At 70.6% G+C, this 17,878-nt stretch carries 14 protein-coding genes; 9 read left to right on the forward strand and 5 right to left on the reverse strand.

Features of this window, described 5'->3' with window-relative positions:
• Positions 1–103: 103 nt before the first annotated feature.
• Positions 104–2,080 carry an ATP-dependent DNA helicase gene (locus SAM23877_RS26180; RefSeq protein ID WP_053138188.1) on the forward strand — a complete coding sequence of 659 codons (1,977 nt, stop codon included), beginning with the start codon at positions 104–106 and terminating at the stop codon, positions 2,078–2,080.
• Positions 2,081–2,354: 274 nt separating this feature from the next.
• Here the strand turns inward: SAM23877_RS26180 and lexA are convergent, their stop codons facing one another.
• Positions 2,355–3,134, reverse strand: a complete 780-nt coding sequence (gene lexA, locus SAM23877_RS26185; RefSeq protein WP_053138191.1) for a transcriptional repressor LexA — start codon at positions 3,132–3,134, stop codon at positions 2,355–2,357.
• 584 nt (positions 3,135–3,718) lie between these two features.
• On the opposite strand from lexA, the gene nrdR reads away from it, so the two are divergent.
• Entirely contained in the window at positions 3,719–4,270 is a 552-nt protein-coding gene (gene nrdR, locus SAM23877_RS26190) for a transcriptional regulator NrdR (protein ID WP_053138193.1), read from the forward strand.
• A gap of 167 nt (positions 4,271–4,437) precedes the next feature.
• Positions 4,438–7,341 carry a vitamin B12-dependent ribonucleotide reductase gene (locus tag SAM23877_RS26195; protein WP_053138196.1) on the forward strand — a complete coding sequence of 968 codons (2,904 nt, stop codon included), beginning with the start codon at positions 4,438–4,440 and terminating at the stop codon, positions 7,339–7,341.
• Between the two features lie 96 nt (positions 7,342–7,437).
• Here the strand turns inward: SAM23877_RS26195 and SAM23877_RS26200 are convergent, their stop codons facing one another.
• Positions 7,438–7,971, reverse strand: a complete 534-nt coding sequence (locus SAM23877_RS26200; protein ID WP_053138199.1) for a TerD family protein — start codon at positions 7,969–7,971, stop codon at positions 7,438–7,440.
• A gap of 157 nt (positions 7,972–8,128) precedes the next feature.
• Here SAM23877_RS26200 and SAM23877_RS26205 point away from each other — a divergent pair, with 157 nt between their 5' ends.
• From SAM23877_RS26205 to SAM23877_RS26215, 3 genes are all read left to right on the forward strand, one after another.
• Positions 8,129–8,734, forward strand: a complete 606-nt coding sequence (locus SAM23877_RS26205) for a YdbC family protein (RefSeq protein ID WP_053138201.1) — start codon at positions 8,129–8,131, stop codon at positions 8,732–8,734.
• Positions 8,735–8,851: 117 nt separating this feature from the next.
• Complete coding sequence (locus SAM23877_RS26210; RefSeq protein WP_053138204.1) at positions 8,852–9,511, forward strand: histidine phosphatase family protein; 660 nt, start codon at positions 8,852–8,854, stop codon at positions 9,509–9,511.
• Between the two features lie 12 nt (positions 9,512–9,523).
• On the forward strand, positions 9,524–10,435 hold the full coding sequence (locus tag SAM23877_RS26215) for an ADP-ribosylglycohydrolase family protein (protein WP_053138207.1): 912 nt from the start codon (positions 9,524–9,526) through the stop codon (positions 10,433–10,435).
• Between the two features lie 308 nt (positions 10,436–10,743).
• Here SAM23877_RS26215 and SAM23877_RS26220 read toward each other — a convergent pair whose 3' ends face one another.
• Positions 10,744–12,291 carry an MFS transporter gene (locus SAM23877_RS26220; RefSeq protein WP_053138210.1) on the reverse strand — a complete coding sequence of 516 codons (1,548 nt, stop codon included), beginning with the start codon at positions 12,289–12,291 and terminating at the stop codon, positions 10,744–10,746.
• Between the two features lie 181 nt (positions 12,292–12,472).
• Between SAM23877_RS26220 and SAM23877_RS26225 the strand changes: the two genes are divergently transcribed.
• The 3 genes from SAM23877_RS26225 (at position 12,473) to SAM23877_RS26235 (ending at position 14,576) form a co-directional block, all read left to right on the forward strand.
• The gene (locus tag SAM23877_RS26225; RefSeq protein ID WP_053138213.1) at positions 12,473–13,093 is read left to right on the forward strand and encodes a TetR/AcrR family transcriptional regulator; all 621 of its coding nucleotides are present in this window, start codon (positions 12,473–12,475) and stop codon (positions 13,091–13,093) included.
• A gap of 80 nt (positions 13,094–13,173) precedes the next feature.
• Entirely contained in the window at positions 13,174–13,875 is a 702-nt protein-coding gene (locus SAM23877_RS26230) for a ribonuclease HII (protein WP_053138216.1), read from the forward strand.
• A 68-nt stretch (positions 13,876–13,943) separates the two neighbouring features.
• Positions 13,944–14,576 carry a hypothetical protein gene (locus SAM23877_RS26235; RefSeq protein WP_079030436.1) on the forward strand — a complete coding sequence of 211 codons (633 nt, stop codon included), beginning with the start codon at positions 13,944–13,946 and terminating at the stop codon, positions 14,574–14,576.
• Between the two features lie 193 nt (positions 14,577–14,769).
• Here the strand turns inward: SAM23877_RS26235 and SAM23877_RS26240 are convergent, their stop codons facing one another.
• Together SAM23877_RS26240 and SAM23877_RS26245 are read right to left on the reverse strand one after the other, a co-directional pair.
• Complete coding sequence (locus tag SAM23877_RS26240; protein ID WP_053138221.1) at positions 14,770–15,384, reverse strand: hypothetical protein; 615 nt, start codon at positions 15,382–15,384, stop codon at positions 14,770–14,772.
• 282 nt (positions 15,385–15,666) lie between these two features.
• A complete protein-coding gene (locus SAM23877_RS26245) occupies positions 15,667–17,832 on the reverse strand; it encodes a RecQ family ATP-dependent DNA helicase (protein ID WP_053138223.1) in 2,166 nt (721 codons plus the stop codon).
• Positions 17,833–17,878: the final 46 nt, after the last annotated feature.

Consider the following 17,878-nt stretch of genomic DNA (forward strand, 5'->3'; position numbering starts at 1 on the left):
GCCCAGGAGCCCCCGTGCCACCGTCGTATCCACAGCCCCGTCCGTCCCCGTCGTCCGCCTTGCCGACCCGTCTGTCAGTCCTGGGCCGTAGGGTGGTCGCGCTATGACGAAGCCCTCACTCCCCGAACTCCTGCACGCCGCCGTCACCGCTGTGGGCGGCACGGAGCGTCCCGGCCAGGTGGCCATGGCCGAAGCCGTCGAGGAAGCCATCGACGGCGGCTCCCATCTGCTGGTCCAGGCCGGCACCGGCACCGGCAAGTCGCTGGGGTACCTGGTGCCCGCACTGGCGCACGGGGAGCGGGTCGTCGTGGCGACCGCGACCCTGGCCCTCCAGCGGCAGCTGGTGGAGCGGGACCTGCCGCGGACGGTCGACGCGCTCCACCCGCAGCTGCGCCGCCGTCCGGAGTTCGCGATGCTCAAGGGCAGGTCGAACTACCTGTGTCTGCACCGGCTCCACGAGGGGATGCCGCAGGACGAGGAGGAAGGTCTGTTCGACCAGTTCGAGGCCGCCGCTCCCACCAGCAAGCTGGGTCAGGACCTGCTGCGGATGCGCGACTGGGCGGACGAGACCGAGACCGGCGACCGCGACGATCTCACGCCCGGTGTCTCCGACCGGGCGTGGTCCCAGGTCTCGGTGTCCTCCCGGGAGTGCCTGGGCGCCTCGAAGTGCGCGTACGGCGCCGAGTGCTTCGCCGAGATGGCCCGCGAGCGCGCCAAACTGTCCGAGGTGGTCGTCACCAACCACGCGCTGCTGGCGATCGACGCCATCGAGGGTGCCCCGGTGCTGCCGCCGCACGAGGTGCTGATCGTGGACGAGGCGCACGAGCTGGTGTCCCGGGTCACCGGGGTGGCGACCGGTGAGCTCACTCCCGGCCAGGTGAACCGTGCGGTGCGGCGGGCCGCGAAGCTCGCCAACGAGAAGGCGGCCGACCAGCTGCAGACGGCCGCCGAGGGCTTCGAGCGGCTGATGGAGCTGGCGCTGCCGGGCCGGCTGGAGGAGATCCCGGAGGACCTCGGCTACGCCCTGATGGCGCTGCGTGACGCCTGCCGTACGGTCATCTCGGCGATCGGCGCGACCCGCGACAAGTCCGTGCAGGACGAGGACGCGGTCCGCAAGCAGGCGCTGGCCTCGGTGGAGTCGGTGCACGACGTGGCGGAGCGGATCACGAACGGTTCCGAGTGGGACGTCGTCTGGTACGAGCGCCACGACCGCTTCGGCGCCTCCCTGCGCGTCGCGCCCATGTCGGTCTCCGGCCTGCTGCGCGAGAAGCTCTTCACGGACCGCTCGGTCGTCCTGACCTCCGCGACCCTGAAGCTGGGCGGCGACTTCAACGGCGTCGGAGCCTCGCTGGGCCTCGCCCCGGAGGGCACCGAGGGCGACGACCTGCCGCAGTGGAAGGGTGTCGACGTCGGTTCGCCCTTCGACTACCCGAAGCAGGGCATCCTGTACGTCGCCAAGCACCTGGCGCGCCCCGCGCGGGACGGCGACCGGGGCGACATGCTCGACGAGCTCACGGAGCTGATCCAGGCGGCGGGCGGCCGCACGCTGGGGTTGTTCTCCTCGATGCGGGCGGCCCAGCTCGCCGCCGAGGAGCTGCGCTCCCGTATCCCGGAGTTCCCCATCCTGCTCCAGGGCGAGGAGACACTCGGCGAACTGATCAAGAACTTCGCCGCCGATCCGAAGACCTGCCTCTTCGGCACGCTGTCGCTCTGGCAGGGCGTCGACGTCCCGGGACCGAGCTGTCAGCTGGTCGTCATGGACAAGATCCCGTTTCCGCGCCCGGACGACCCCCTGATGAGCGCCCGCCAGAAGGCGGTCGAGGAAGCGGGCGGCAACGGCTTCATGGCGGTCGCCGCCACGCACGCCGCGCTGCTGATGGCTCAGGGCGCGGGCCGCCTCGTACGGGCGTCGGGTGACCGCGGGGTGGTCGCCGTGCTGGACCAGCGACTGGCCACGGCCCGGTACGGCAGCTATCTGAAGGCGTCACTGCCCGATTTCTGGTTCACCACCGACCGCAATCAGGTCCGCAGGTCACTCGCCGCGATCGACGCGGCGGCCCGCCAGACGGAAAGCGACTGAACGCGGGGGTCCACGGCGCCCGTCACCGGGCGCCGTGGGCCCACACGCCCCCCCGCCGCGGCGCGGGCCCGAACGTCCGCGTCACCCGGGGCCGGGGCCCTACGGGCGCGCCACGAGGGCGTGGGCCCACAAGCCCACCGCCGGGCTTCTCCCTCGACCGCCTGACACCCAGGGCGGCGTCCGGACAGCGCTGGGCCCCGGAACCGGCGCAGAGGTTCCGGGGCCCGGTCGGGTCGGCGGGGCGCTCTCTCGGCGCGCCCGCCCGCCGTGGCGCTCAGACGCGGCGCAGTACGGCCACCACCTTGCCGAGGATGGTCGCGTCGTCACCGGGGATCGGCTCGTAGGCCGCGTTGTGCGGGAGGAGCCAGACATGGCCGTCCTCGCGCTTGAAGCGCTTCACGGTCGCCTCGCCGTCGAGCATCGCGGCCACGATGTCGCCGTTCTCGGCGACCGGCTGGCGGCGGACCGTGACCCAGTCGCCGTCGCAGATGGCGGCCTCGATCATCGAGTCGCCGACGACCTTCAGAACGAACAGCTCGCCGTCACCGACCAGCTGCCGCGGCAGGGGGAAGACGTCCTCGACCGACTCCTCGGCGAGGATCGGACCACCAGCGGCGATACGCCCCACGAGCGGCACGTACGACGCGGCCGGCTTGCCGGCGGTGTCCGTGGGCTGGACGGAGGAGGCCTGGTCGGAGCCGCGCACCTCGTAGGCGCGCGGACGGTGCGGATCGCGGCGCAGGAAGCCCTTGCGCTCCAGCGCCATCAGCTGGTGCGCGACGGAGGAGGTGCTGGAGAGGCCGACGGCCTGGCCGATCTCCCGCATGGACGGCGGGTATCCCCGTCGCTGCACCGAGTCGCGGATGACCTCGATCACGCGGCGCTGCCGATCGGTGAGACCCGAGCTGTCCGCCCGGATGCCGGGAGGTCGGCCCGGCAAGGAGCGCTTGTGCCCCTCTGGATTCGTGGCATCGCTCATCGCGTGCACCGGCTCAGGTCGGCCCTGGGGGCGGTCCTGGCCAGTGATGATGGCACTGTCGGCGGTGGTGGTCACGTCGGCCCCTCTCGATGGTCTCCCTGCTGCACAACGGTAGTAGCTTTCGAAAGGTTGCGCCAAACACACGTTCGAGTGAAAAAAGGCGAATCGCTCGTCCGGAACGCATGTATGGGTGTATGGCTACCGTGGTGCCCGGCGGACAAAAGGGCTCATTGCTGTACTCTTCACCGCCGTGGTGACAACCTCGGGGATGTCGCTCCAGTCTGCCATCCGGCATCCCGTTCGACGGGGCGGGGCCCGCCATCTCTGCGGTAGTCCCACGCCCCCTCCCCGCGGCGCCCACGGTATCTCCGCATGCCCCGGGGCGGTACGGCCGTGCGGGTGAGCGCCCGCCCGCGTCGGCGCGTGTCGCCGCGGCCCTGCGCCGAGGGCGCCGTGTGTACGCACGGGCGCGACACGCGTGCAGGGCGTGTATGTATGAGCCAATCCCCACATCTAGTGGTTGGATTGCATCAGCAGCCCATAAGTTGTGGTCCCCCGGGTCTTCGAGCCCGCCGCGATCGCCTATGCTGGGGGCTGCTTCGAGGGGCCTGAGGGGCCTTCGAGGCTGTTGATTCTGCTGTGAGGAGGGTTCGGAGTTCATGCACTGCCCCTTCTGCAGGCACCCCGACAGCCGTGTCGTCGACAGTCGTACGACGGACGACGGCACGTCGATCCGCCGACGCCGCCAGTGCCCTGACTGCTCCCGTCGATTCACGACGGTGGAGACGTGCTCGCTCATGGTGGTGAAGCGGTCCGGGGTCACCGAACCGTTCAGTCGCACCAAGGTCATCAACGGTGTGCGCAAGGCCTGTCAGGGCCGTCCCGTCACCGAGGACGCGCTCGCCCAGCTCGGCCAGCGGGTCGAGGAGGCGGTGCGGGCCACCGGAAGTGCCGAGCTGACCACCCACGACGTGGGACTGGCCATCCTCGGCCCGTTGCAGGAACTCGACCTCGTCGCCTATCTGCGATTCGCCTCCGTCTACCGGGCGTTCGACTCGCTCGAGGACTTCGAGGCCGCGATCGCGGAGCTCAGGGAGGCGACGAGGCCACCCGGCCCGGACGGCGACGAGGCCGGCGCGGGGAGCCAGGAGAACGACCGCGGGTCCACGGGGGCGGCACAGGTCCCCGAGCCCGCAGGCGCCGCCGACTGACCGGTGGGCCGGACCCGGACCTCGGTACCCGGGCCCGGCCGGACGGCGGCGAGTGAGGAAGACCTGTCGCGGACGGAGCGAGAGACGTCCGCGACACCAGACAGAACATCGTGCCACGGGAACAATCGGGGCACTTCAGGGCGTTTTCGCCCGTACAGGGAGGCGGCATGACAGAGACGGCGAGCGGTCCGGCACGGAGTTCCCGCGCCAAGGGCCCCAAGGCGGGCAAGGGCCTCCGGGTCGAGCGCGTCCACACCACTCCCGGCGTCCACCCCTATGACGAGGTGGCCTGGGAGCGTCGTGACGTCGTCATGACCAACTGGCGCGACGGCTCGGTCAACTTCGAGCAGCGCGGCGTCGAGTTCCCCGACTTCTGGTCGGTGAACGCGGTCAACATCGTCACCAGCAAGTACTTCCGGGGTGCCGTGGGCACCCCGCAGCGCGAGACCGGTCTCAAGCAGCTGATCGACCGGATCGTGAAGACGTACCGGAAGGCCGGCGAGGACAACAGGTACTTCGCCTCGCCCGCCGACGCCGAGATCTTCGAGCACGAGCTGGCCTACGCCCTCCTGCACCAGATCTTCAGCTTCAACAGCCCCGTCTGGTTCAACGTCGGCACACCTCAGCCGCAGCAGGTCTCCGCCTGCTTCATCCTGTCCGTCGACGACTCCATGGAGTCGATCCTCGACTGGTACAAGGAAGAGGGCATGATCTTCAAGGGCGGCTCGGGCGCCGGCCTGAACCTCTCCCGGATCCGCTCCTCCAAGGAGCTGCTGTCCTCCGGTGGCAACGCCTCCGGCCCGGTCTCCTTCATGCGCGGTGCCGACGCCTCCGCCGGCACGATCAAGTCCGGTGGGGCCACGCGCCGGGCCGCCAAGATGGTCATCCTCGACGTCGACCACCCCGACATCGAGGACTTCATCGAGACCAAGGTCAAGGAGGAGGAGAAGATCCGCGCCCTGCGTGACGCGGGCTTCGACATGGACCTGGGCGGCGACGACATCACGTCCGTCCAGTACCAGAACGCCAACAACTCGGTCCGCGTGAACGACACGTTCATGAAGGCCGTCCAGGACGGCGGCAAGTTCGGCCTGACGTCCCGCATGACCGGCGAGGTCATCGAGGAGGTCGACGCCAAGGCGCTCTTCCGCAAGATGGCCGAGGCTGCCTGGGCCTGCGCCGACCCGGGCATCCAGTACGACGACACCATCAACCACTGGCACACGTGCCCGGAGTCCGGCCGCATCAACGGCTCGAACCCGTGCAGCGAGTACATGCACCTGGACAACACGTCCTGCAACCTCGCCTCGCTGAACCTGATGAAGTTCCTGAAGGACGACGGCAAGGGCAACCAGTCCTTCGACGCCGAGCGCTTCGCCAAGGTCGTCGAGCTCGTCATCACCGCGATGGACATCTCCATCTGCTTCGCGGACTTCCCGACCCAGAAGATCGGCGAGAACACCCGCGCCTTCCGCCAGCTGGGCATCGGCTACGCCAACCTCGGCGCCCTGCTGATGGCGACCGGCCACGCGTACGACTCCGACGGCGGCCGCGCCCTGGCCGGTGCCATCACCTCCCTGATGACCGGCACGTCGTACCGCCGCTCCGCCGAGCTCGCCGCGATCGTCGGCCCGTACGACGGCTACGCCCGCAACGCGCAGCCGCACCTCAGGGTCATGAAGCAGCACTCGGACGAGAACGCCAAGGCCGTCCGCATGGACGACCTGGACACGCCGATCTGGGCCGCCGCCACCGAGGCCTGGCAGGACGTGCTGCGCCTCGGCGAGAAGAACGGTTTCCGTAACGCCCAGGCGTCCGTCATCGCCCCGACCGGCACCATCGGTCTGGCGATGTCCTGCGACACCACCGGCCTCGAGCCCGACCTCGCCCTGGTCAAGTTCAAGAAGCTGGTCGGCGGCGGCTCGATGCAGATCGTCAACGGCACCGTCCCGCAGGCCCTGCGCCGCCTGGGTTACCAGGAGGAGCAGATCGAGGCGATCGTCGCCCACATCGCCGAGAACGGCAATGTGATCGACGCCCCCGGTCTCGCGCACGAGCACTACGAGGTGTTCGACTGCGCCATGGGCGAGCGCTCCATCTCCGCCATGGGCCACGTCCGCATGATGGCCGCGATCCAGCCGTGGATCTCCGGGGCCCTCTCCAAGACGGTCAACCTGCCGGAGTCGGCGTCCGTGGAGGACGTCGAGGAGGTCTACTTCGAGGCGTGGAAGATGGGCGTCAAGGCGCTCGCCATCTACCGCGACAACTGCAAGGTGGGCCAGCCCCTCTCCGCGAAGACCAAGTCGGTCAAGGAGGCGGAGAAGGCGGAGGTCACCGAGAAGGCCGAGGCGACCATTCGCGAGACGGTCGAGAAGGTCGTCGAGTACCGCCCGGTCCGCAAGCGCCTCCCGAAGGGTCGTCCCGGCATCACCACCTCCTTCACGGTCGGCGGCGCCGAGGGCTACATGACGGCCAACTCCTACCCGGACGACGGTCTCGGCGAGGTCTTCCTGAAGATGTCCAAGCAGGGTTCGACCCTCGCGGGCATGATGGACGCCTTCTCCATCGCGGTCTCCGTCGGCCTCCAGTACGGCGTGCCGCTGGAGACGTACGTCTCGAAGTTCACCAACATGCGCTTCGAGCCGGCCGGCATGACGGACGACCCGGACGTGCGGATGGCGCAGTCGATCGTCGACTACATCTTCCGCCGCCTGGCGCTGGACTTCCTGCCCTTCGAGACGCGCTCCGCGCTCGGCATCCACTCCGCCGAGGAGCGTCAGCGCCACCTGGAGACCGGTTCGTACGAGCCGTCCGACGACGAGCTGGACGTCGAGGGCCTGGCCCAGTCGGCTCCGCGCGCCCAGGAGCTGAAGGCCGTCGCCACGCCGAAGGCCGAGGTCGAGGCGGCCAAGCCCGCTCCGCAGCAGGCGCACACCAGCGCCGAGCTGGTGGAGATGCAGCTGGGCATCCAGGCCGACGCCCCGCTGTGCTTCTCCTGCGGCACGAAGATGCAGCGGGCCGGTTCCTGCTACATCTGCGAGGGCTGCGGCTCGACCAGCGGTTGCAGCTGACGAGTAGCTTCCGGTAGTCGCCGATGAGTAAGGGGCGCCCGCAATGGCGGGCGCCCCTTACTCATGCGTCGAGCCGCTGCTCGCACCTCCGCGTCGTCACGGCCTGCGTGCCGCGCCCATGGTCGCGGCGAAGGCCGCCGGATCGCCTTCGAAGCCGTGCACGCCGGCCCGGAACTCCCACGCCCCCGTCTCGTCGCGTACGAACTCCGCGACCGTGGCCGCCGTGGCGCCGAGGACGCCACTGAAGTCGTCCGTGGCCAGGTCGGTGTAGCCCTCCCTGATGCGCAGCCCCGGCTGGGACACGTCGCCGAAGGAGCGGTCCTCGCCGCGCTGCTGTATGGCGACGCCCACCACGACGCGCGCGTACCGGGCGTCGAGCCGCTCCAGCTCCAGCGTCATGACCTCGTCGAAGCCGAAGCCCTTGCCGTCCTGACTGTCCCGGTTGAGATAGATGGTGCCGTCGGGGGAGCGGCTGTCGAAGTGCACCACGTAAGAGGGGTCGCCGTACGGATCGTCCACCGAGTACGTCCCGGCGACGAGGTCCAGATCGGCGGGTGGCCGCCCCGCCGGACTCGGATCCCACCGCAGTGCGACCTCGACCTTGCCCACGCCCTTGCTGAGGCCGTTCACAGCCTTCCCCTTCCCACGTCACCCGCCCTGCCCGGCGACATCAACTGCCGAACGGTGACGGCCGGTTGTCCATCCTGCCACGCACAGCGACGCAGGTGCGGGCAAGTGGTCCTCCGGAGAGTGACCGGTGCCACGTTCCTGGCCTTACCATGGCGCGGTGCTGGTCAAGTGGATTCGCTGCACCGTGGTGGACCGCCGCGGTTTCGAGCGGGGGCAGCGAAAGTGGGCGGGGCTCCCGGGGGAGCCGGGTTTTCGGGGGCAGGGGGGTGGCTGGAGCCGTGGGAGGCAGGACGTGGCGCACGTCTTCGCCTTCTGGGAGAGCCGCGCCTTCTACGACTCCTTCATGGCCCGCTCCCACGACCGGCTCGCCTCGGCCCAGGCGGGCACCTTCAAGAACGCGCAGGTCAGGCTCTTCGACTACCGGTTCGACGTGAAGACGGGGTTCGAGCCGCGCTTCACGGACGCCGACCTGCTGCGGGTGGCCCTCTGCCGCGTGCACGAGGAGCGGGCCGAGCACTACGTGCTCATGCAGGAGAAGGTGTGGAATCCCGCGATGGCCGGTTCGCCGGGCATGGTCCGCGGGCTGTTCGGTGAGGCGCCCGGGCACGAGTACCTGGTCCTGTCCATGTGGCGGTCGGCCGCCGAGCACGGGAAGTACCGCACCGAGCGGGTGGAGCGCCTCGCCCTGCGCGCCCAGACGGAGGCCGACATCGTGGCGCTGACGGGGGACATCGTGCAGCTGGAGCCCTCCTGGACCGTCTGACATCCGGCCGGTCCCGGTGCCGCTCCGTGACGGCCGTGATGGGGGAAGTGTGTGAGGTACGCCGTATGGGGCCCGTTCGAGTGCTTGGATCCGCCCGTCTCGATCTAGGGTTCTGGCATGGCACGACCACGGCGCATCGTCCTTGTCCGGCACGGAGAGTCGATCGGCAACGCCGACGACTCCGTGTACGAGCGGGAGCCCGACCACGCGCTCGCCCTCACCGAGCAGGGCTGGGCGCAGGCGGAGGAGACGGGCAAGGCGCTGCGCGAGGTGTTCGGCCGGGAGCGGGTCAGCGTGTACGTCTCCCCGTACCGCCGGACGCACGAGACGCTGCGCGCCTTCCACCTCGATCCCGAGCTGATACGGATACGGGAGGAGCCCCGGCTGCGTGAGCAGGACTGGGGCAACTGGCAGGACCGCGACGACGTGCGCCTGCAGAAGGCCTACCGGGACGCCTACGGCCACTTCTTCTACCGCTTCGCCCAGGGCGAGTCCGGTGCCGACGTGTACGACCGGGTCGGTGGCTTCCTGGAGAGCCTCTTCCGCAGTTTCGAGGACCCCGACCACCCGCCGAACGTGCTCCTGGTGACGCACGGCCTGGCCATGCGGCTGTTCTGCATGCGGTGGTTCCACTGGACGGTCGCGGAGTTCGAGTCGCTGTCGAACCCCGGGAACGGCGAGGTCCGGATGCTCGTTCTCGGCTCGGACGGCAAGTACACCCTTGACCGCCCTTTCGAGCGCTGGCGAGATCCGGAACCGTACGGGATCACCGGATAGAGTGGCAGGGCGATGACCGCTCATTCATCTCCTGACGAGCGCCTGGACCGGGCGCTGTCCAGCCTGCGCGGCCTGTCGGTGGGGGACGCGCTCGGCTCACAGTTCTTCGTGCCCGAGAACTACCCGCTGCTGAAGCGCCGCGAGCTGCCTCCCGGCACCTGGCAGTGGACGGACGACACGGAGATGGCCTGCTCCGTGGTCTCCGTCCTCGCCGCTCACGCCCGTGTGGACCAGGACGCGCTGGCGCTGTCCTTCGCCCACCACCACGACTTCGACCGCGGCTACGGGCCCGCGGTCAACCGGCTGCTGCGTCTGGTCCGCGAGGGCGGTGACTGGCGCGAGCTCGCGGCCGCGCTGTTCAACGGCCAGGGTTCCTGGGGCAACGGGGCCGCGATGCGCGTCGCGCCGCTGGGTGCCTGGTACGCGGACGACCCGGAGCAGGCGACCCACCAGGCGGAGATCTCGGCCTACCCCACGCATCAGCACCGTGAGGCGGTGGTCGGCGCCATGGCGGTCGCCGCGGCCGCCGCACTCGCCGCGGACCCCGGTGGCCCGCCGACCCCGCACGCACTCCTCGACGGGGTGATCGCGTTGGTGCCCAAGAGCGCGGTGGGCGCCGGGCTGCGACGTGCCAGGGACATGCTCGACTACGCGGACGCGGCCACGGTCGCGGCCGTACTGGGCTGCGGCAGGCGTACGACCGCCCATGACACCGTGCCCTTCGCCCTGTGGTCCGCCGCCCGCGCCCTCGGGGACTACGAGCGCGCCTTCTGGACGACCGCTCAGGTCGGCGGGGACGTGGACACGACCTGTGCCATCGTGGGCGGAGTGGTCGCCGCCGAGAGGGCGGGAGCGGGAGCGCCGCCCGTCGAGTGGACGGCACGGGTCGAGGCCCTGCCCGAGTGGATGGCGGCGTCCGTCTAGCGGACCCGCGCCGGCCGGCCGCCGCGCCACGCCACGGTTCGGAACTCTCCGTGTGCGGCGGGAACTCCGCGTGACCGCCCGTGCGTTGTCGTGACATCCCGCTGTGCGGGCCATGGGCCTCGCACGGTGGCGGGACTGTCACGAGGGGGTGGGGCATGGGTGCGCTGTTCACGCCGGTCGGCGTGTGGCTGTCACCGGTTCTGCGCGTCCGGCAGGGCTCCCCGCCGGCCCGGGACCGGCACGGCGGGCACCGGCGGGCGTGCGTGACGCCCGCCGGTGCACCCCGCCCGGCCCGTGCCGGTGCGCGGTCAGCCGATTCCGGGCCCGGCCGAGCCGGACAGGGCCTCCAGGTCGCTCTTGCGCACCCGGATCACGAGCGACGCCGTGACCAGGGCGAGTACGGCCATGGCGGCAGCCGGAATAAAGGCCGCCGATATGCCCTGCGCCAGTACGTCGTGCGCCCAGGGCGCCGGCAGCTGGTGCGTCTGCGCGAACTCCGCCTTCTGCTCCGCCGAGCCGTTGGCGAGGAAGTCCTGCACCTGCTTCTCCGCCTCGTCCTTGCTGGCCGTGCCGAACACCGTCGTCAGGATGGCGAGCCCGATCGATCCGCCTACCTGCTGCATCGCGTTGAGCAGGCCGGACGCCGCGCCCGCCTCGTGCGGGGCGACGCCGGAGACGGCGGTGAGCGTCAGCGTGACGAAGTTCAGCCCCATGCCGAAGCCGAAGATCAGCATCGGACCGAGGACTCCGCCGACATAGGAGCTGTCCGAGCTGATGAGGGCCTGCCAGCCGAGCCCGAGCGCGGCCAGCGCCGAGCCCACCACCATGAACGGCTTGGGGCCGAAGACGGGCAGGAACCGCTGCGAGAGTCCCGCACCGAGCGCGATCACCACCGTGACCGGCAGGAAGGCCAGTCCGGCCTGGATCGGCGTGTAGCCCAGCACGTTCTGGACGAACAGCACGATGTAGAAGAACATGCCGAACATCGCGGCGGCCAGGCTCAGCATGATCACGTACGTGCCGGAGCGGTTCCGGTCGGCGAACATCTTCAGCGGGGTGATCGGCTCCTTGGCCCGCGACTCGATGAACGTGAAGGACAGCAGCAGGACCACTGCGGCCGCGAAGGAACCGATGGTCAGACTGTCCCGCCAGCCCTCGTCGGCGGCGCGTATGAAGCCGTAGACGAGGGACGCCATGCCCGCCGTCGAGGTCACCGCCCCGGCGATGTCGAAGCGTCCGGAATGCCGTTCCGACTCGCTGATGTACAGCGGGGTGAGCACGGCGATCAGCACACCGATCGGCACGTTGACGAAGAGCACCCAGCGCCAGTCGAGCCATTCGGTGAGCATGCCGCCCGCCAGCAGTCCGATGGCGCCGCCACCGGCCGACACCGCCGCGAAGACACCGAAGGCCCGGTTGCGTTCCGGACCTTCGGGGAAGGTGGTCGTGATCAGGGCCAGCGATGTCGGCGACGCGATCGCGCCTCCGACGCCCTGCAGGACGCGAGCCGCCAGCAGTTGCCAGGGTTCCTGGGCGAAGCCGCCGAGCAGCGAGGCGAAGGTGAACAGCAGGATGCCGGTCATGAAGACCCGGCGTCGGCCGAGGATGTCCCCGGCTCGGCCGCCGAGCAGCAGCAGACCGCCGAAGGTGAGCGTGTAGGCGCTGACGACCCAGGTGAGGTCGGTGGTGCTGAAGCTGAGCGCTTCTTGGATGTGCGGGAGCGCGATGTTCACAATCGTCGCGTCGAGTACGACCATGAGTTGGCAGGCCGCGATGACGGTGAGCGCGATGCCGGGATGCCCCTCCCGGCGGGCAGCTCCCGGCTTCTGATCTTTGACCAAGGAAGAGGTTGTCACTATGTGTCCCCCACGCATGACTTAGTGAACGCCCGCGTTCACTGTTGCTTCAACGTTAGTGACTCCCGGACAGTGAACGCAAGCGTTCACTTCCCGTGCTGCCGTGTGGCCCGTCCCCCGTTGTGGCCGCATGCCGCACCCTGCCCGACGCTCGACATCCCGCTCTCTGGAGATCCCCGACATGGTTGCTTCACACTGGGCGGCCGCCTCCGCCCAGACGCCTTCGCGCCGACGAGGCGTCGTTCTGGAACGCGCGATCCTCGAGGCCGCCCTGGACCAACTCGGCACCGTCGGCTGGAACGGCCTGACGATGGAGGGCGTGGCCGCCGGCGCCCAGACCGGCAAGGCGGCGGTGTATCGCCGCTGGCCGTCCAAGGAGGACCTGGTCGCCGACGCGCTGCTGTCCGGGCTCCCGAGCTTCGACACGGTGCCGGATCTGGGGAACGTGCGCGACGACCTCCTGGCGCTGTGCCTCAGGGCGCGGGACGCGATGTACTCCCGGCCGGGTTACGCCTTGCGGTCAGTTATTCACGAATGTGACAGCACGCAGGCCGAGCGCTTCCATTCGGTGATCATCAAGGGAGTGGTCGAGCCGACCCTCGCGATGCTCCGCGAAGTCATCAGCCGCGGAATAGAGCGAGGAGAGGTGCGACGTGACGCGGCGAACGGATACGTCTTCGATGCCATCCCCGCGATGATGATGTATCGGTCAAAGATTTGCGGAAGTGAATGGGTGGACCGAGAGGTAGAGGAGTTGATCGACCAGTTGATGGTGCCGCTGCTGCGGCCCGACCCCGTCTGACCACGGGCCGCGCGGGTGCCGATCCCATGAGGGGAACCGGGTGTCGCCGACGGATCGGGGCGGCGTACGCTAAGGGCGTCATGCCGTACGAACCGCCTACTCACACCGTCGAGCGCTCTCTCCGCGCCACGACCGGAGCGAAGATCATTGCCGGTGTCGACGAGGTGGGGCGAGGTGCGTGGGCCGGCCCGGTATCCGTCTGCGCCGCGATCACCGGACTGCGCCGGGCCCCGGTCGGCCTCACCGACTCCAAGCTGCTCACCATCAAGCGCCGCACCGAACTCGCCGAGGAACTGCGGTCGTGGGTGACCTCCTACGCCCTGGGCCACGCCTCCCCCGAGGAGATCGACGCGCTGGGCATGACGGCGGCGCTGCGGCTGGCGGCGGTGCGTGCCCTCGAGTCCCTGCCGGTCCGCCCCGACGCCGTCATCCTCGACGGCAAGCACGACTATCTCGGGGCGCCTTGGCGGGTTCGTACGGTGATCAAGGGCGACCAGTCCTGCGTGGCCGTCGCGGCGGCCTCGGTGATCGCCAAGGTCCAGCGCGACAAAATGATGGCCGAACTGGGCATCGACCATGCAGACTTCGCCTTTGCGGACAACGCCGGGTATCCGTCGCCCGTGCACAGGGCCGCACTGGCGGAGCGGGGCCCCACCCCGCACCACCGGTTGTCGTGGGCGTATCTTGATGCGCTGCCCCAGTGGCGGCACCTCAAGAAGGTCCGCAGTTGGGGGGACGGAAGCGTTCCGGAAATCGAGGGTCAGCTCGGATTCGATTTCTGACGGTTCCGCTCGCAGGTATGTGCCACCCGCCGACGCGAGCCGCACCAACGTTTGATAAATATCAGCTCATGCCTCTCATTCCCGAGGAGCCTCAGATTCACGAGAAGGCCCAGGGTCCCCGCGCCACTCCGGCCAGCGGCCGTACCGCGCCGACCCCCCGCCCCGTACCCGGCCCCCGTCCCGCGGCTCCACCGCGCCCCGGCCGTCCCGGCCCCGTGCGGCCGGCGCCGCCGACGCAGCGTGCGTCGCGCGGCTCGGCCCCGGCCGATCCCGGCCCGTCGGGCCCGGCAGCTCCGGCCGCCGCCCCGGCCGCCCCGCAGATCCAGCTGATCCCGGCCTCTTCCGAAGGCGCGCTCGACGCCGCCGAGGAGGCCGTGGACCTGCTCCTGGACTCGGGGCGCACCCCCGGCGACGTGCTGGTGATCACCACTGGTGAGCCGCACCCGTGGGCCGCCCACGAACTGTCCTTCGGCGATGCCGCCTACTGGGCGCAGCACGACGCGGGCGACGACGTCTTCTATGCGGACGCCGCCGTCGCCGACCGTGCCGCGTCGCGGGCCGTCGTCGTGGTCGCGTTGAACGGCGGTCCCGAAGCCGCCGCTGTCACCGCGCTGTCCGCGGCCCGTTCCCGGGCCGGCACCCTGCTGATCGTCTGCGGTGACCCGCAGCGCATCAACTCGGTGCTGGGCGCGGGCGTCTGAGCCCGTACCGTCGCGTGCGGCGGTCGTCGCCGTGACCCAGGGGCCGCGGGACCGGCCCCGCACGGTGGTCGGCTCGGCGTGCCCCGGGGATGCCTTCTCCGGGGCGGGGCAGGGGCGTTGACGCCGTCGCGTCGGCCCGTACATGGGCGCGCGCCGGTACGGCGAGGTCCGCAAGGGGCCGAGCCGAAGGCGCTCAGCGAGCCGCCGCGCGGCGCAGCACGTCCGAGGCGACCCCGCCGGTGCGCGGTGGCGGGAGTGGCGTCTCGGACGTCGCGAACGGCTCAGGTGCCGACGTCGCGTGGGGCCGGCGCCCGCCGCGGCCCTCGCCGAGCACCTGCCAGCCGTCGCCGGTCAGTGTGATGTAGGCGCCACAACGCAACCCGTGCAACGTGCACGCGTCCCGCAGTCCCCACATCCACGCGCCGTCCTCCTCCGTCCAACGCGCGTCGCCCTCACGGCAGTAGAGCAGCACGGCGGTACGCACCGGAGTGCGGCGTCGCAGGTCGTGCGGGATGACGCGGCGCAGCTGGGACAGCAGCGCGTTGCGGAACAGCCATCCGTCGGCCGGGGCGGGACGACTCGTGAACGAGGCGCTGGCGCGCAGTCGTTCGTCCGCGTCGAGTACGGCCACGATCGCGGTCGCCGGCTCCGGGCGGTGCCGCGCGTGGAGTCCGCTGACCACCTCCCGCGGATTGCGCAGCAGAGGGATTCCGGCGGCGGCCCACTCCGCCGGTTCGAGCATGCGAGTGGCGGAAGCGGCGGACGATGACAATGACGCCGCCGAGGACGGAGCGAATCCGAAGGTCACGTTCCTCCCTTCGGCTGCGCGCCCACACTGCGGGCGGGGTCGGATTCGGGGGAGCGCGCACCGCAGTGAAGCCCTGCCGGATCACGGACGAGCCGTGCGGGGAGCGGACTTCAATTCTTCCTGTCGAACTTGGATGCGGCAACGAGCAATTGGGACCGACGACCGTTATCGGATGATGCGCGTCTTATATCCCTACCCAGAGGGCGACCGGGTGACGCACGGGGCGCATCGGACGCATCCGTGAGAGGCCCGTCTGCGGCGAGGCGTGCTCGCCGCAGACGGTCACCCCTGCACGGCCAGGACCAGTGGAAACACCCCGTGAGCGCCGGCGCGTCGGAGCAGCCGGGCCGCCACGGCGAGGGTCCAGCCGGTTTCGGTGCAGTCGTCCACGAGGAGAACCGGCCCCGCGAGGTCGGTGAGCGTGGCGGCCAGAGCGGGGGGCACCGTCAGGGCGCCGTCGAGCGCTTTGAGCCGCTGTGCGCTGTTGCTGCGGGACGCCCGGGGCGCCTCACCCGTGTACTCGACGGAGCCGAGCATCGGCAGCCGACCCACCTCGGCGATGCGTGCCCCGAGGGACTGGATCAGCTGGGGCCGGGTGTGGGAGGCGACGGTCACCACGCCGACGGGGCGTGGTGGGGCGTCGGTCGCGCCCGAGGCCCAGCCGTCGGGCCCCTTCGCCCAGTCGGCCAGGACACCCACCACGGCCTTGGCGACATCGTCGGGCAGCGGACCGTCCGGAGCCTGGGGCGAGAGCATCGGCCGCAGCCGGTTGCCCCAGCCGATGTCGGAGAGCCGGCCCAACGCCCGCCCCGGCGCGGCCTGTTCTCCGGCCGGGATGCGTCCCTTCAGCTCGACACCGATCGCCGGCAGCCCGGTCGGCCACATGCGCCGCGGCTCCACCTCCACACCGGCCCGGCCCAGGTCGACCCGGGCGGCGTCGAGGGCTGCGGGCGAGGTGTCCCCGGTGAAGCGCGGGCCCGCGCAGTTGTCGCAGTGGCCGCAGGGCTTGGCTCCCTCGTCGTCCAGCTGTCGTTGCAGGAACTCCATCCGGCAGTCCGTCGTCGAGGCGTAGTCGCGCATCGCCTGCTGCTCGGCCTTGCGCTGCCGTGCGACCCAGTCGTAGCGCTCCGCGTCGTACGTCCACGGCTGCCCCGTGGCGATCCAGCCGCCCTTGACCCGCTTCACCGCCCCGTCCACGTCGAGGACCTTGAGCATGGTCTCCAGGCGGGACCGGCGCAGCTCCACCAGCGGTTCCAGAGCGGGCAGGGAGAGGGGCCGCTCCGCGCGGGCCAGGACGTCGAGTGTGCGGCGGACCAGGTCCTCCGAAGGGAAGGCCAGCGAGGCGAAGTACTCCCAGATCGCCTCGTCCTCCTTCCCGGGCAGGAGGAGCACCTCGGCGTGCTCAACGCCGCGCCCCGCGCGGCCGACCTGCTGGTAGTAGGCGATGGGGGAGGACGGCGAGCCGAGGTGCACCACGAAACCCAGGTCGGGCTTGTCGAAGCCCATGCCCAGCGCCGAGGTGGCGACCAGCGCCTTGACCCGGTTGGCGAGCAGGTCGTTCTCGGCCTGCTGACGGTCCGCGTTCTCGGTCTTGCCGGTGTAGGAGGCGACCGTGTGGCCACGCTGCCGGAGGAATGCGGTGACCTCTTCCGCGGCGGCGACGGTGAGCGTGTAGATGATCCCGGAGCCCGGCAGTCGGTCGAGGTGGTCGGCGAGCCAGGCCATCCGGTGCGCCGCGTCGGACAGCCGCAGCACCCCCAGGCTGAGGCTCTCCCGGTCCAGCGGTCCGCGCAGCACCAGCGCGTCCGATGTGCCTCCGGTGCCGAGCTGTTCCGCCACGTCGGCGGTCACACGGGCATTGGCGGTGGCGGTGGTCGCCAGGACGGGCACACCGGGCGGGAGATCGGTGAGCATCGTGCGCAGCCGTCGGTAGTCCGGGCGGAAGTCGTGGCCCCAGTCGGAGATGCAGTGGGCCTCGTCCACCACGAGCAGTCCGGTCGCGGCGGAGAGTCTGGGCAGGACCTGGTCGCGGAAGTCCGGGTTGTTGAGCCGCTCGGGGCTCACCAGAAGCACGTCGACCTCGCCGGCGGTGATCTCGTCCTGCACCACCGCCCACTCCTCGGTGTTGGAGGAGTTGATGGTCCGGGCGCGGATTCCTGCCCGAGCCGCGGCCTCCACCTGGTTGCGCATGAGGGCGAGCAGCGGGGAGACGATCACCGTGGGGCCGGCACCGCGTGCGCGCTGCAGCGCGGTCGCCACGAAGTAGACGGCGGACTTCCCCCACCCCGTGCGCTGGACGACGAGGGCCCTGCGCCGGTCGGCGACCAACGCCTCGATCGCCCGCCACTGGTCGTCCCGCAGCCGGGCGGTGCCGGACGCGTCCCCGACGAGGCGGGCGAGGACCGCGTCGGCCGCTGTCCGAAGATCCGCGTTGCTCGTGTGCTCCATGCGTTCCATACAACAGGACGGGACTGACAGTCGGGCGGCGGGGCGG

Source organism: Streptomyces ambofaciens ATCC 23877 (assembly GCF_001267885.1).
In the GTDB taxonomy this organism is placed as follows: Bacteria; Actinomycetota; Actinomycetes; order Streptomycetales; family Streptomycetaceae; genus Streptomyces; species Streptomyces ambofaciens.

Excerpts from the sequence above, each read along its gene's own strand:
- SAM23877_RS26180 (WP_053138188.1), top strand. The coding sequence starts at position 104 with ATGACGAAGCCCTCACTCCCCGAACTCCTGCACGCCGCCGTCACCGCT.
- nrdR (WP_053138193.1), top strand. The coding sequence starts at position 3,719 with ATGCACTGCCCCTTCTGCAGGCACCCCGACAGCCGTGTCGTCGACAGT.
- SAM23877_RS26195 (WP_053138196.1), top strand. The coding sequence starts at position 4,438 with ATGACAGAGACGGCGAGCGGTCCGGCACGGAGTTCCCGCGCCAAGGGC.
- SAM23877_RS26210 (WP_053138204.1), top strand. The coding sequence starts at position 8,852 with ATGGCACGACCACGGCGCATCGTCCTTGTCCGGCACGGAGAGTCGATC.
- SAM23877_RS26215 (WP_053138207.1), top strand. The coding sequence starts at position 9,524 with ATGACCGCTCATTCATCTCCTGACGAGCGCCTGGACCGGGCGCTGTCC.
- SAM23877_RS26225 (WP_053138213.1), top strand. The coding sequence starts at position 12,473 with ATGGTTGCTTCACACTGGGCGGCCGCCTCCGCCCAGACGCCTTCGCGC.
- SAM23877_RS26230 (WP_053138216.1), top strand. The coding sequence starts at position 13,174 with ATGCCGTACGAACCGCCTACTCACACCGTCGAGCGCTCTCTCCGCGCC.
- SAM23877_RS26235 (WP_079030436.1), top strand. The coding sequence starts at position 13,944 with ATGCCTCTCATTCCCGAGGAGCCTCAGATTCACGAGAAGGCCCAGGGT.
- SAM23877_RS26245 (WP_053138223.1), bottom strand. The coding sequence starts at position 17,832 with ATGGAGCACACGAGCAACGCGGATCTTCGGACAGCGGCCGACGCGGTC.